The sequence below is a fragment of the Stenotrophomonas sp. ATCM1_4 genome, from assembly GCF_004348115.1.
GTDB classification, from domain to species: domain Bacteria; phylum Pseudomonadota; class Gammaproteobacteria; order Xanthomonadales; family Xanthomonadaceae; genus Stenotrophomonas; species Stenotrophomonas capsici.
Map to the genome: position 1 here is coordinate 2,793,551 of NZ_QPFB01000001.1, position 13,007 is coordinate 2,806,557.

The 13,007-nt window shown below is 68.3% G+C and carries 14 protein-coding genes; 6 read left to right on the forward strand and 8 right to left on the reverse strand.

The genetic code is table 11. The annotated features are described in order from the left end of the window. Positions 1-39: 39 nt before the first annotated feature. Both ATCM_RS19135 and ATCM_RS13000 read right to left on the reverse strand, forming a co-directional pair. Positions 40-744: a hypothetical protein gene (locus ATCM_RS19135; RefSeq protein WP_165931081.1), complete on the reverse strand. Its 705-nt coding sequence runs from the start codon at positions 742-744 to the stop codon at positions 40-42. 100 nt (positions 745-844) lie between these two features. Further along, positions 845-2,248 carry an MFS transporter gene (locus ATCM_RS13000; RefSeq protein WP_132864919.1) on the reverse strand — a complete coding sequence of 468 codons (1,404 nt, stop codon included), beginning with the start codon at positions 2,246-2,248 and terminating at the stop codon, positions 845-847. 77 nt (positions 2,249-2,325) lie between these two features. On the opposite strand from ATCM_RS13000, the gene ATCM_RS13005 reads away from it, so the two are divergent. After that, positions 2,326-3,240: a LysR family transcriptional regulator gene (locus tag ATCM_RS13005; protein WP_132866172.1), complete on the forward strand. Its 915-nt coding sequence runs from the start codon at positions 2,326-2,328 to the stop codon at positions 3,238-3,240. A 63-nt stretch (positions 3,241-3,303) separates the two neighbouring features. On the opposite strand, the gene pip is transcribed toward ATCM_RS13005, so the two are convergent. Both pip and prmC read right to left on the reverse strand, forming a co-directional pair. Beyond that, positions 3,304-4,248: a prolyl aminopeptidase gene (gene pip, locus ATCM_RS13010; RefSeq protein ID WP_132864920.1), complete on the reverse strand. Its 945-nt coding sequence runs from the start codon at positions 4,246-4,248 to the stop codon at positions 3,304-3,306. Positions 4,249-4,395: 147 nt separating this feature from the next. Beyond that, complete coding sequence (gene prmC / locus ATCM_RS13015) at positions 4,396-5,238, reverse strand: peptide chain release factor N(5)-glutamine methyltransferase (RefSeq protein WP_243694018.1); 843 nt, start codon at positions 5,236-5,238, stop codon at positions 4,396-4,398. Between the two features lie 293 nt (positions 5,239-5,531). Between prmC and ahpC the strand changes: the two genes are divergently transcribed. From ahpC to ATCM_RS13040, 5 genes are all read left to right on the forward strand, one after another. Next, complete coding sequence (gene ahpC, locus ATCM_RS13020; RefSeq protein WP_132864922.1) at positions 5,532-6,095, forward strand: alkyl hydroperoxide reductase subunit C; 564 nt, start codon at positions 5,532-5,534, stop codon at positions 6,093-6,095. Between the two features lie 222 nt (positions 6,096-6,317). Further along, the gene (ahpF, locus tag ATCM_RS13025; RefSeq protein WP_132864923.1) at positions 6,318-7,913 is read left to right on the forward strand and encodes an alkyl hydroperoxide reductase subunit F; all 1,596 of its coding nucleotides are present in this window, start codon (positions 6,318-6,320) and stop codon (positions 7,911-7,913) included. Between the two features lie 81 nt (positions 7,914-7,994). Continuing rightward, on the forward strand, positions 7,995-8,903 hold the full coding sequence (locus tag ATCM_RS13030; protein ID WP_132864924.1) for a LysR substrate-binding domain-containing protein: 909 nt from the start codon (positions 7,995-7,997) through the stop codon (positions 8,901-8,903). A 194-nt stretch (positions 8,904-9,097) separates the two neighbouring features. Further along, entirely contained in the window at positions 9,098-9,523 is a 426-nt protein-coding gene (rnk, locus tag ATCM_RS13035) for a nucleoside diphosphate kinase regulator (RefSeq protein WP_132864925.1), read from the forward strand. 33 nt (positions 9,524-9,556) lie between these two features. Beyond that, positions 9,557-10,522 carry a transaldolase gene (locus ATCM_RS13040; protein ID WP_132864926.1) on the forward strand — a complete coding sequence of 322 codons (966 nt, stop codon included), beginning with the start codon at positions 9,557-9,559 and terminating at the stop codon, positions 10,520-10,522. A 334-nt stretch (positions 10,523-10,856) separates the two neighbouring features. Here the strand turns inward: ATCM_RS13040 and ATCM_RS13045 are convergent, their stop codons facing one another. Genes ATCM_RS13045 through ATCM_RS13060 form a run of 4 tightly spaced genes read right to left on the reverse strand, consistent with a single transcriptional unit; the run spans position 10,857 to position 13,000 of the window. After that, positions 10,857-11,366 carry an NAD(P)H-dependent oxidoreductase gene (locus tag ATCM_RS13045; RefSeq protein ID WP_132864927.1) on the reverse strand — a complete coding sequence of 170 codons (510 nt, stop codon included), beginning with the start codon at positions 11,364-11,366 and terminating at the stop codon, positions 10,857-10,859. 3 nt (positions 11,367-11,369) lie between these two features. Then, positions 11,370-12,020 (reverse strand): peptide-methionine (S)-S-oxide reductase MsrA, encoded by a 651-nt coding sequence (msrA, locus tag ATCM_RS13050; protein WP_132866173.1) that lies wholly within the window; start codon positions 12,018-12,020, stop codon positions 11,370-11,372. Positions 12,021-12,051: 31 nt separating this feature from the next. After that, positions 12,052-12,318 carry a DUF2007 domain-containing protein gene (locus tag ATCM_RS13055; RefSeq protein WP_132864928.1) on the reverse strand — a complete coding sequence of 89 codons (267 nt, stop codon included), beginning with the start codon at positions 12,316-12,318 and terminating at the stop codon, positions 12,052-12,054. A gap of 13 nt (positions 12,319-12,331) precedes the next feature. Then, positions 12,332-13,000, reverse strand: coding sequence for a glutathione S-transferase family protein (locus ATCM_RS13060; protein ID WP_132864929.1), 669 nt, complete (start codon positions 12,998-13,000; stop codon positions 12,332-12,334). Positions 13,001-13,007 lie beyond the last annotated feature (7 nt).

The window sequence follows — 13,007 nt, forward strand, 5'->3', positions numbered from 1 at the left end:
CTGCCGGCTTCGCGGCCGAGGCCGCTGCTACGGGTGCGTTCAACGCGTGTAGCGGCGGGTGACCTCGAAACGCGCGCCCGGACGCGGCACCGGGCCTTCGGCCAGTATGTCCACGCGCAACACGCCAGCAGCCTCATCGCGGTAGCGATAGTTGACGCGGATGCCGTTGGAGGTGGTGACCTCCACGCGCAGCCCATCCGGCACATCATGCAGGCGGGCTTCCACGCCCGGGGCAATGCTCACCGCCGCACCCGACAAGGGCAGCATCACCACGTCGGCGGTGTCCTTGCGCCCGAACAGCACCGATTCACGGCTGCGGTACAGCACCAGCGTGTCTTCCAGCGGCGCGGCGAATTCCATCTCCGGGCGCAACATCGATGCCGGCGTCGCATGGCCCGCACCGGCCGGGCCATGGCCGCCTCGACCACCACGGCCACCGCCCATCCCGCCGCCATCGGGGCCACCGCCCATGCCACCGGGTGGACCTCCACCCCCGCGGCCGCCAGGACCACGCGGACCCGCTTCCGCATCCGGCCCCGCATCACCTGTACCGGTTGGACGATCCGCGCCGCGCGGCGGCGAAGCCTGCCCGGCGGCCTTTTCCGCCGCCTTCTGTGCCTGGCGGTTGCCCGAGGCATCGGCCTTCCATTCCACCGGCGGATCACCGGCCACCTGCTGCGCTGCCGCCGGTGCGATCACCAGCACGCAGGCAAGCACCCATCCACCCTTTGCATGCAACACCACGATGCAGATCCTGTCCGGGAACACCGGCGACCATGCTGCACGGCGACCGGCGGCGTGATGTGTCAACGCCGACACATCACGCCAGCGACCGCTGCACCGTTCAGCCGGCCGATGGTGTCCCGTCGCAGGCCGGTTGGGGGCGCCGCGCCAGCATCACCAGCACCACGCCGAGCAGCGCGAATGCCGCTGCGCCGAACTCGGCGCGCACCAGGCCGGCCAGGGCCGGTGCCGTCCCCGGCTCGCCGCCCGCGGCGTTGGCCAGCATCACCAGCACCGCCAGACCCAGCGCACCACCAATCTGCTGGGCGGTGGCGGCCATGCCCGAGGCCACGCCCTGCTGTGCCGCCGGCACGCCCTGCCCGGCCACGATCCACATCGCCGTCCAGGTCATGCCCTGGCCGATGCTCAGCAGCACCACGCCCGGCAGCAGCGGCCCGAAACCCGCTCCCTGCGGCAGCAATGCCGCAACCAGCGCGATACCTGCCGCGCCCAGTCCCAACCCCCATACCAACACCTGCTCCACCCGCAACCGCTGCAGCGCGCGCTCGGCGATCCGGATGCCGAAGGTGCACACCGCGGTGGCCGGCAGGAATGCCAAGCCGGCCTGCAACGGGCTCCAGCCGTAGCCATCCTGGAAGTACAGCGCCAGGAAGTAGTACTGCACGCCGTAGCTGCTCATGAACAGGAAGGTCAGCCCCATCGCCAGACGCAGGCCGGGCAGGCGCAACAGGCTGAACTGCATCAGCGGGTCACGGCTGCGCCGCTCGATCCACACGAAGGCCGCCAGCAACACGGCCGCCAATGCCAGGCAAAGCACGGTGCGCGATGCCAGCCAGCCCCATTCCGGCCCCTGCACCAGGGTGGCCACCAACAGGCTGCCGCCGACGGTGACGGTCAGGCAGCCGGCCAGGTCGAACGAACGCCCGCGCGGCACTTCGCCGTCACGTGGCAGCCAGGCCCCGCCCAGCACCGCGCAAGCCGTGGCGAACGGCACGATCACCCACAGCACCGAGGACCAGCCGAACACCTGGGTCAGCACGCCGCCCAGCAGGGTGCCCAGCGCCAGCCCGAGCGCGCTGGCCATGCTCCAGATCGCCAGCGCGCGGTTGCGCACCGGGCCTTCGGCATACAGCGTGTTGATCAATGCCAGCGTGGCCGGGAACAGCAATGCCGCGCCCACGCCCTGCGCCGCCCGCGCGGCGACCAGCCCACCGACGCTGCCGGCGAACCCGCCCAACAGCGAGGCCAGCGCGAACACGATCATGCCCAGCCGGTAGATGCGGCGCCGCCCCAGCAGGTCGGCCGCGCGCCCACCCAGCAGCAGGCAGCCGCCAAAGGCCACGGTGTAGCCGCTGACGATCCATTGCAGTTGTTGGGCGTTGACCTGCAACGCCCGGCCCATGTCGTGCAGGGCGACGAAAATGATGGTGGCGTCCAGCGCGATGATCAGCTGGGCCATCGCCAGCAGGCTCAGCGCCAGCCTCGGGTATCGAAGAGGGGGCATGACGGCCTCGCTCAAAAGGGGCTGGCAGTGTCATTGATGCGCATGAATGCATAAACCACCTCATGTCGATTTCTGCGATGATTTTCCGCATGAATGACATTCCCTTCGATCTCAACGCGGTGCGGATGCTGGTGCAGGTGGCCGAGGCCCGCAGCTTCACCGTGGCCGCCGGGCAACTGGGGCTGAGCCAGTCCGGGCTGTCACGGGCGATCAGCCGCCTGGAGGCCGGGCTGGGGGTCAAGCTGCTGCAGCGGAACACCCGCAACGTCGGCCTGACCCCGGACGGCCGCCAGTTCATCGACCAGGTCACGCCACTGCTGTGCGGGCTGGAGGATGCGCGCCGCCAGCTCGGCGACCGCCCATGCACGCCCTCGGGCACGCTCAAGATCACCGCCCCGTCGATGTTCGGGCGCAAGGTACTGGTGCCCCTGGCCGGGCAGCTGATGGCCAGGTACCCGCAGCTGCAGATCGAAGCGGTGCTGAGTGACCGCCTGGTCGACCTGTTCGAGGAAGGTTTCGACGCGGCCCTGCGCACCGGCCCGGTCGCCGACCAGCGCATGATCGCGCGACGGCTGCGGCCGCTGCGCTGGGTGACGGTGGCCAGCCCGGCCTACCTGGCCCAGCACGGTGCGCCGGACAGCGTGCAGGCGTTGCGCGAACACCGCTGCCTGGCGGTGCGCAACCTGCGCAGCGGGCGGCTGGTGGACTGGCAGTTCCGTGATGCGGACGGCCAGCTGCGCGAGTTCACGCCGCCGGCGCGGATGGTGTTCGACAGCGGCGACCCGCTGGTGGAAGCCGCGCTGGCCGGCATCGGCATCGTGCAGGTGATGGACTTCGCGGTGGCCGACGCACTCGCCGATGGTCGCCTGCAGCGCGTGTTGCAGGCCGCCGAAGGGCGCAGCCGCGAGCTGTCGTTGATCTACCCGCCCTCGCGGCAATGCTCGCCCAAGCTGCAGGTGTTGGCCGATGCACTGCTGGCCGGGGAATGGTGAGGCCGGCGACGGAAACAGAACGGGCGGCCTGCGCCGCCCGTCCCTGCAACCTGATTGCGGGAATCAGCCGGCGAAGGCGTCGGTGGCACGCACCAGCGCATCCACGTTCTCGGCCTCGAACGCCGAGTGGCCCGAGGCCGGTGTGATCTGCAACTGCGCCTTCGGCCACACCTTGTGCAGGTCCCAGGCATTGGCCAGCGGGCACACCACGTCGTAGCGGCCGTGCACGATCACGCCCGGGATATGGGCCATCTTGTGCGCGTCGCGCAGCAGCTGGTCTTCCACCTCGAAGAAGCCGCCGTTGACGAAGTAGTGGTTCTCGATGCGCGCGAACGCCAGCGCGAACTGCGGGTCCTCGTGGCTGTTGATGAAGTCGTCATCCACATGCAGGAAGCTGGTGGCGCCTTCCCACACGCTCCACGCCCTGGCCGCGCCCAGACGGGTGGCCTCGTCATCGCTGGTCAGGCGGCGATGGAAGGCCGAGATCAGGTCGGCGCGTTCCACTTCCGGGATCGGCTTGAGGTAGTGCTCCCAGGCGTCCGGGAACAGGCGGTTGGCGCCTTCCTGGTAGAACCATTCCAGTTCCCAGCGGCGCAGCATGAAGATGCCGCGCAGCACCAGCTCGGTCACGCGCTGCGGATGGGTTTGCGCATAGGCCAGCGCCAGCGTCGAGCCCCAGCTGCCTCCGAACACCTGCCAGCGGTCGATGCCCAGCTGCGCGCGCAGCTTCTCGATGTCGGCCACCAGGTCCCAGGTGGTGTTGTCCACCAGGTCGGCATGCGGCGTGGAGCGGCCCGAACCGCGCTGGTCGAACAGGATGATCCGGTACTTGGACGGGTCGTGGAACTGGCGCATCTTCGGCGTGCAGCCGCCGCCGGGGCCACCGTGCAGCATCACCACCGGCTTGCCGTCCGGGTTGCCGCATTGTTCGAAGTACAGGGTGTGGCGGTCATCGACCTTGAGCGTGCCGGTTTCGTACGGCTCGATGGCGGGGTAAAGCGTGCGCATGGCGACCTCACGGGAACAGAAGCGGCAGTTTAGCGCAGCGCTGTTTTGTTCTTGTCGGCGCACGCCGGTGGAGCGCAGCCCTGCCGCGCGGGGCGTTACCGGGAAAGTCGCTTGCCGAGCGTGGCTCGGCACTGCCGCTGCGGGGGCCTATGCGGGCAGGCGGCCCAGCGTTACCCGGTCGCGCTGTTCCAGGTCCTGCACGGTCTGCGCGTCGACGAAGCCGGCCTGCTCCAGCAGTGCGCGGATCGCTTCGCCCTGGTCCCAACCGTGTTCCAGCAGCAACCAGCCTCCGGGCACCAGGTGCTCGGGCGCGCCGGCCACGATCTCGCGGATCGCGTCCAGCCCGTCGGCACCGGATGCCAGGGCCGGTGGCGGCTCGAAGCGCAGGTCGCCCTGCGCCAGGTGCGGGTCACCGGCGGCGATGTACGGCGGGTTGCTGACGATCATGTCGAAACGGTCCGCCCCCAGCGCCACGAACCAATGCCCACGACGGAACCAGACGTTCTCCAGGCCATGTGCCTGCGCGTTCTTCACTGCCACCGCCAAAGCCGGGCCAAGCACGTCGGTGGCCATCACCGTGGCCAACGGCCGCTCGCTGGCGATGGACAGAGCCACCGCACCGCTGCCGGTGCCCATGTCGGCCACCCGCACCATGTCGTCGTCGGGCAACCGGGCCAGCGCCTGCTCGACCAGCAGCTCGGTTTCCGGGCGCGGGATCAGGGTGGCGGTGTTGACCTGCAGGTCCAGCGTCCAGAACCCGCGCCGGCCGACCAGGTAGGCCAGCGGGTGGCCTTCGGCCCGGCGTGTGACCAGCAGCTCGAAGCGCTGCCGCGCGTCCTGGTCCACCGCGTCGGTGGCATGGGCGAACAGCCAGGCACGTTCCACGCCCAGCACGTGCAGCAGCAACTGCTCGGCCTCGTGGCGGGCATCGGCACCGGACAGGCGCCCGGCAGCTTCCCGCAACAGCTCGGCAACGTTCACCGTGGACACTTCACTACCTCTTCGCGGGATGTTTTCAGGACGGCGAGGATAGTCACCGCGCTCCGGCCTGCCTACCTCGGTCGGCATAACCGTTGCCTATGTGAACCGATTCATGTTCGTCCGGCCCCGGCTTGCGAACCGGGCAAAAGCCCCGATATCCGGAAGTATCGGCATTTCACGCCGTTGAACGATAGTCAAAACCTATTGATGCGATGCATCCAATTCATTTGTTTTATTAGTTTTTGCCTATTAGTCTTCTTTCCAACGCTTCACCCCCGCCCCTTCAACCAAGAGGAAGTTCCATGTCCCTGATCAACACCCAGGTCCAGCCGTTCAAGGCCAACGCTTACCACAACGGCAAGTTCATCGAAGTCACCGAGGCCTCGCTGAAGGGCAAGTGGTCCGTCCTGATCTTCATGCCGGCAGCGTTCACCTTCAACTGCCCGACCGAGATCGAAGACGCCGCCGAGCACTACGCCGAGTTCCAGAAGGCCGGCGCCGAGGTCTACATCGTCACCACCGACACCCACTTCTCGCACAAGGTGTGGCACGAAACCTCGCCGGCCGTCGGCAAGGCCCAGTTCCCGCTGGTCGGCGACCCGACCCACCAGCTGACCAACGCCTTCGGCGTACACATTCCGGAAGAAGGCCTGGCCCTGCGTGGCACCTTCGTGATCAACCCGGAAGGCGTGATCAAGACCCTGGAGATCCACTCCAACGAGATCGCCCGTGACGTGTCCGAGACCCTGCGCAAGCTGAAGGCCGCCCAGTTCACCGCCGCCAACCCGAACCAGGTCTGCCCGGCCAAGTGGAAGGAAGGCGAGAAGACCCTGACCCCGTCGCTGGACCTGGTCGGCAAGATCTAAGCCGCAACACGCCGGCGGGGATGCGCCAGGCCTCTGGCCCATTCCCCCGGCACTCCCACCCCGCCTTCGCGGCGGGCGTGGGGGTGAACCGCAGCGTGTTGATGCCAGCCAGCATCACGCAAGCAAGCCCGACAGCCCGCTGCGGTTCACCCCTACTTTTCCGGCGCGTTGCCCAGGCAACCGCGTCCATCCCCCGTTTTGCCTCGTCCAAGGAGTTGCGCCGTGCTTGACGACACCCTCAAGACCCAGTTGCAGCAGTACATGGGCCTGCTGCGCCAACCGTTGCGCCTGATCGCCTCGCTCGATGACAGCGCCGCCGCCCAGGAAATGCGTGGCCTGCTGGACGACATCGTCGCCGCCGGCAACGGCAAGATCACCCTGGACGCCTCCGGCACCGACGCCCGTCGCCCCTCGTTCGTGGTTGCCCGCGAAGGCCAGGACCATGGCGTGCGTTTCGCCGGCCTGCCGCTGGGCCACGAATTCGAATCGCTGGTGCTGACCCTGCTGTGGACCGGTGGCCATCCGCCCAAGGTTGCCGACGAGGTCCTGGACAGCATCAAGGCGATCCATGGCACGTTCGACTTCGACGTCTACATGTCGCTGACCTGCCACAACTGCCCGGACGTGGTGCAGGCGCTGGCGCTGATGGCCATCGTCAACCCGAACATCCGCACCACCGTGATCGAAGGCGGCGCCTTCCAGCAGGAAGTGGAGCAGCGCCAGGTGATGGCCGTGCCGATGGTGTTCCAGGGTGGCCAGATGTTCGACTCCGGGCGCATGAGCCTGGAGCAGATCATCGCCAAGCTCGACACCGGCGCCGCCGCCCGCGATGCCGAGAAGATCAACGCCAAGGACGCGTTCGACGTACTGGTGGTCGGCGGTGGCCCGGCCGGTTCGGCCGCGGCGATCTATGCCGCCCGCAAGGGCATCCGCACCGGCGTGGCCGCCGAGCGTTTCGGTGGCCAGGTGCTGGACACCATGGCCATCGAGAACTTCATCTCGGTGCAGCACACCGAGGGCCCGAAGCTGGCCAGCGCGCTGGAAGCCCACGTGCGTGAGTACGAGGTGGACATCATGAACCTGCAGCGCGCCACTGAACTGGTGCCGGCCGGTGCCGATGGCCTGGTCGAAGTGAAGCTGGAGAACGGTGCCTCGCTGAAGTCCAGGACGGTGATCCTGTCCACCGGCGCACGCTGGCGGCAGATGAACGTCCCGGGCGAGGACGAATACCGCAACAAGGGCGTGGCCTACTGCCCGCACTGCGACGGCCCGCTGTTCAAGGGCAAGCGCGTGGCGGTGATCGGCGGCGGCAACTCCGGCGTCGAGGCGGCCATCGACCTGGCCGGCATCGTCAGCCACGTCACCGTGTTCGAGTTCGACAGCAAGCTGCGCGCCGACCAGGTGCTGCAGGCCAAGCTCAACAGCCTGCCCAACGTGAAGGTGGTGCTCAACGCACAGACCACCGAGGTGCTGGGCGACGGCCAGAAGGTCAACGGGCTGGTCTACACCGACCGCGTCGGTGGCGATTCGCACCGCGTCGAGCTGGAAGGCATCTTCGTGCAGATCGGCCTGCTGCCGAACACCGAGTGGCTGCGTGGCACGGTGGAACTGAGCAACCGCGGCGAGATCGTCATCGACGACCGCGGCCAGACCAATGTGCCGGGCGTGTTCGCTGCCGGTGACTGCACCACGGTGCCGTACAAGCAGATCATCATCGCCATGGGCGCCGGCTCGACCGCCGCGCTGAGCGCGTTCGACCACCTGATCCGTACCCCGGCCCCGGCGGTTGCCAAGGCCGAAGTGGCTGAAACCGCCTGACCTCAGGCGTCTGCCCGAACAGGAGCGAGGGGCACTGCCCTTCGCTCCTGTTGCCGTTGCGTCCATTGACCGGAGTCCGCCATGAACCTGCGTGACCTGAAGTACCTGGTGGCACTGGCCGAGCACAAGCACTTCGGCCGCGCGGCGGCGGCGTGTTTCGTCAGCCAGCCGACGCTGTCCACCCAGATCAAGAAGCTGGAAGAGGAGCTGGGCGTGCCGTTGGTCGAGCGTGCGCCGCGCAAGGTGATGCTGACCCCGGCCGGGCGCGAGGCCGCGATGCGCGCGCGCGGCATCGTCGCCGAGGTCGAGCAGATGAAGGAAGCCGCGCGTCGCAGCCGCGACCCGGAAGCCGGCACGGTGCGGCTGGGCATCTTCCCCACGCTCGGCCCCTACCTGCTGCCGCACGTGGTGCCGGCGATCCGCCAGCGTTTCCCGCAGCTGGAGATGCTGCTGGTCGAGGAAAAGAGCGACGTGCTGATGGCACAGCTGCGCAATGGCCAGCTCGACGCCGCGCTGCTGGCGTTGCCGGTCAACGATGAGCAGCTGCACACCGAGTTCCTGTTCGAGGAACCGTTCGTGCTGGCCGCGCCGGAAGGCCACCCGCTGGCCGCGCACGACACGCTGCGGCTGGACGACCTGTCCGACCAGCGCCTGCTGCTGCTGCAGGACGGCCATTGCCTGCGCGACCAGGCGCTGGATGTCTGCCACCTGGCCGGCGCGCTGGAGAAGTCCGAATTCCAGGCCACCAGCCTGGAAACCCTGCGGCAGATGGTGGCCGCCAACGTCGGCGTCACGCTGTTGCCGATGCTCGCGGTCAAGCCGCCGGTGGCGCGCTCGGAGAACATCCAGCTGGTGCCCTTCCAGGGCGACCCCCAGCCCAACCGGCGCATCGCCATGGTCTGGCGGCGCAGCTCGGCGATGGGCGCCTTCCTGGAGCAGTTCGCGCAGTTGTTCAAGCAGCTGCCGGCGGGGTTGTTGCGGTTGCACTGAGGGCTGGGGCTGTACCCCTCCCCAACCCGCAATCTGAACACTCCCCCGGCCCACATTGCATCCCGGCCGTGGCGGCCCCATCATCCTGAAAGGGTCGCAAGCGACCCCTGACATCTGCACAATAGTGCCCGGGCGGCGCCGGCAAGGCGTCGCCTTTTGCTTGCATTTTTTCTTCAACTGATAAGGAACATCCCATGACCAGCCACAGCGGTCTCCCGCCATCGATCATCGTTTCCACCCGCGACATGGCCCGCCTCGAGGCCCTGCTCGACTCCCCGGCCCTGAGCCGGCACCCGGCCGCCGTCGCCCTCTCGCAGGAGCTTGAACGCGCCCAGGTGTTGCCGCCGGAGGAAATCCCGGCCGGTATCGTCACCATGCACTCCCGCGTGGACTGCGAAGACGAACTGCACGATGAAAAGCATTCCCTGACCCTGGTCTATCCGCACGAGGCGGATTTCGACAAGGGCCGCGTGTCCGTGCTGGCACCGGTTGGCAGCGCCCTGCTGGGCCTGTCGGTCGGCCAGACCATCGACTGGACCGCGCCCGGTGGCCGCCAGCTGCGCCTGCGCGTGATCGCCGTCCACTACCAGCCCGAAGCTGCGGGCGATTTCCACCGCTGAGCGCCTCGCGCCGGCCTGTACCAGGAACCTGCAATGACCCAGCCCCGCTCCAAGCTCGCCCAGCTGCGTGAACTGTCCGTCGTCGTCGCCGACACCGGTGACTACGAGGCCATCAAGCGCCTGCGTCCGGTGGACTGCACCACCAACCCGACCCTGGTGAAGAAAGCCCTCGACCTGCCGGTCTATGCCGCGTTGATCGAGCGCGAGCTGCAGTGGGGCCGCGGCCAGCCCGGCGACGTGCAGGACGTGGCCAAGGCCGTGGTCGACCGCCTGACCGTGGGTGTGGGCACGATGCTGGCCGAGCTGGTGCCCGGCCGCGTGTCCACCGAAGTGGACGCCGACCAGGCCCACGACACCGCTGCCACCATCGCCAAGGCGCGCGAATTCATCGCCATGTACGAAGCGGCCGGCGTGCCGCGTAGCAAGGTGTTGATCAAGATCGCCGCCACCTGGGCCGGCGTGGAAGCGGCGCGCGTACTGCAGGCCGAAGGCATCGACTGCAACCTGACCCTGATCTTCAACCCGACCCAGGCGCTGGCCTGCTCGGAAGCCGGTGCGTTCCTGATCTCGCCGTTCGTCGGCCGCATCCTGGACTGGTACGTGGCCAACGGCCAGGCGCCGGCCAGCATCGACGAAGACCCGGGCGTGCAGTTCGTGCGCGGCGTGTACGCCGAGTTCAAGCGCCGTGGCTCGCCGACCGTGGTGATGGGCGCCTCGTTCCGCTCGACCGCGCAGATCGAAGCGCTGGCCGGCTGCGACCGCCTGACCATCTCGCCGGACCTGCTGGAGAAGCTCGACGCCGACTTCGGCGAGCTGCCGCGCAAGCTGGTGGCCGGTACGGCCGAAGCCGTCAACGTGGCCGCCATCGATGAAGCCAAGTTCGACGCCGACCTGGCCGCCGACCCGATGGCCACCGAGAAGCTGGCCACCGGCATCGACGCGTTCGCCAAGGACCTGCAGACGCTGCGCCAGCGCATTGCCGACGAACTGGCGAAGTAAGCAGACTCACACGTAGTGCCCGAGAATCTCCCTTCTCCCGCCTGCGGGAGAAGGGGCCCCGAAGGGGCGGATGAGGGCGTTTCTGCGTTGCCGTGGCGCTTGCGCGCTTTCAAGGCGCCCTCACCCCAACCCCTCTCCCGTACACGGGAGAGGGGCTTGAGCAGAAAGCCAGGGCACGCAATGCCCGAGAACCTCCCTTCTCCCGCCTGCGGGAGAAGGTGCCCCGAAGGGGCGGATGAGGGCGTTTTTGCCTTGCCGTAGCGTTTACGTGCTTTCAAGGCGCCCTCACCCCAACCCCTCTCCCGCTATGCGGGAGAGGGGCTTGAGCAGAAAACTAGAACACGCCCAGCTCCAGGCCCGCCGCCAGCAACGCACCGAGCTCGCGGCCACGCGCCAGCGCAGAGGCCGGCACCTGCTTGGCCGCCAGAATCGCCTCCGCCGTCTGTGCCTGCGTACACACCAGCACCGGCTCGGCCACCTCCTTCAGGCGCAGGCCCAGGGCCACCCGCCGCAACTGTGCGATCGTCGGCTGCCCGTCCGAACCGGCACACACCAGCAGCGCATACGGCTTGCCTTCGCAGCGCCCCAGCAACGGGTAATAGCTGCGGTCGAAGAAGTCCTTCATCGCCCCGCTCATCGAGGCCAGCGTCTCGGGCGTGGCGAACACCACTGCATCGGCCGCCAGCACATCCGCCGCGCCGGCATCGGCCGCACGCAACGCACTCACGTCCACGGCATCATCCGTCGCCGCGCGTGCACCTTCCAGCAACGCACCGACCATGGCCTCGGTCGCACCGGTGAAGCTGTGCCACACCACCAGCAGACGCCGCGGCGTGGCCCCCATCGCTCAGACGTCCAGCCCGATCGGGCAGCTCACGCCGGTGCCACCGATGCCGCAATAGCCGTTCGGGTTCTTGGCCAGGTATTGCTGGTGGTAGTCCTCGGCGTAGAAGAACGCCGGTGCCGGATGGGCGATCTCGGTGGTGATCGGCCCGTAGCCGGCCGCTTCCAGCTGCTGCTGGTAGGCCGCGCGGCTGGCGATGGCCGCGTTGTACTGCGCCTGCGTATGGCAGTAGATCGCCGAGCGGTACTGGGTGCCGGTATCGTTGCCCTGGCGCATGCCCTGGGTAGGGTCGTGGTTCTCCCAGAACGTGCGCAGCACGGTCTCCAGGGGCACCTGTGCGGGGTCGAACACGACACGCACGACCTCGGTGTGGCCCGTGAGCCCGGAGCAGACCTCCTCGTAGGTCGGGTTGGGGGTGAGCCCGCCCTGGTAGCCCACCGCGGTGGTCACCACGCCCGGCAGCTGCCAGAACTTGCGCTCTGCACCCCAGAAGCAGCCCAGGCCCACGTCCAGTACCTGCAACCCGGCCAGATCGCCCTGCAACGGCTGGCCGTTGACGAAATGCACGTTGTGCAGCGGCAGCGGGGCCTCGCGCCCCGGCAATGCCTCTTCCGGGCGCGGCAGGCGCTGCTTGAACGCACCGATACCCAGCAAACCTTGGCCGATTCCCAACATGGTCAGTTCCTCAGGCCGGGAGCAGTCCCGGCGACTCATCTGCATCGGAAATGGGGTCGCCCGGGCCCTCGTCCAAGGCCAGTGCGGCCACGATGTCCTCGGCCTGCGGCTGGGCCGAATCCGGCACGCAGACGCGCAGCAGGCCGAACAGCGGCAGTTCGCCGCCGGCGCCCAGCAGCGACTCGCCGAACACGAACGCCGGGATGCCGGCGTCCTCCAGCGCGTGCTTGACCAAATGGGCGTCGAACAGGTTGTTGGTCTGGTAGATCTGCTGCATCAGTGTTCTCCCTTCACAGCGGCACGCGCAGTGCATCGGTGGCGGCCAGTCGCTCGGTTTCCGCCGCGCCGGCCTGGCGCCATTCGCGCAGCGCCGGCAAGGCCAGCAGCGCGCGATGGTACGGTTCCGCACCGTCATCCACGGGCACCCCGTAGCCATCGAAACGTACCGCCACCGGTGCAAACATCGCATCAACGATGCCGAACTGCCCGAACAGGAAGTCACCGCCGGTACCGTAGGTCCCACGTAGTTCGGCCCACAGCGCGCAGATCCGGCCGATGTCGGCCTGGGCCGCGGCATCCCAGCGGTAGCCGTCCGGCTGCCGCCGGCTGTTCATTGGCAACTGGGTGCGCAGGGCGGTGAAACCTGAATGCATCTCGGCCGCCGCCGCCCGCGCCACGGCCCGCTGGGCCCGGTCGGACGGCCAACCACGCCCGTCCAGCCAACGCTCGTTGGCGTACTCGCAGATGGCCAGCGAGTCCCACACGTGCAGGCCGCCGTCACGCAGGGCCGGCACCTTGCCGGTCGGCGAGTGACGCAGGGCCTGGCGGGTGAAATCCGGGCTGTCCAGCGCCAGCCGCACCTCGTCGAAGGCCACGCCGAAATGGCGCAGCAGCAGCCACGGGCGCAGCGACCAGGACGAGTAGTTCTTGTTGCCTATCACCAGAACGGGGCGGTCCATCGTTACG

Bases quoted from the DNA above. Each gene is read 5' to 3' on its own strand.
- ATCM_RS13000 (WP_132864919.1), bottom strand. From the start codon at position 2,248: ATGCCCCCTCTTCGATACCCGAGGCTGGCGCTGAGCCTGCTGGCGATG.
- ATCM_RS13005 (WP_132866172.1), top strand. From the start codon at position 2,326: ATGATTTTCCGCATGAATGACATTCCCTTCGATCTCAACGCGGTGCGG.
- pip (WP_132864920.1), bottom strand. From the start codon at position 4,248: ATGCGCACGCTTTACCCCGCCATCGAGCCGTACGAAACCGGCACGCTC.
- ahpC (WP_132864922.1), top strand. From the start codon at position 5,532: ATGTCCCTGATCAACACCCAGGTCCAGCCGTTCAAGGCCAACGCTTAC.
- ATCM_RS13030 (WP_132864924.1), top strand. From the start codon at position 7,995: ATGAACCTGCGTGACCTGAAGTACCTGGTGGCACTGGCCGAGCACAAG.
- rnk (WP_132864925.1), top strand. From the start codon at position 9,098: ATGACCAGCCACAGCGGTCTCCCGCCATCGATCATCGTTTCCACCCGC.
- ATCM_RS13040 (WP_132864926.1), top strand. From the start codon at position 9,557: ATGACCCAGCCCCGCTCCAAGCTCGCCCAGCTGCGTGAACTGTCCGTC.
- ATCM_RS13045 (WP_132864927.1), bottom strand. From the start codon at position 11,366: ATGGGGGCCACGCCGCGGCGTCTGCTGGTGGTGTGGCACAGCTTCACC.
- ATCM_RS13055 (WP_132864928.1), bottom strand. From the start codon at position 12,318: ATGCAGCAGATCTACCAGACCAACAACCTGTTCGACGCCCATTTGGTC.
- ATCM_RS13060 (WP_132864929.1), bottom strand. From the start codon at position 13,000: ATGGACCGCCCCGTTCTGGTGATAGGCAACAAGAACTACTCGTCCTGG.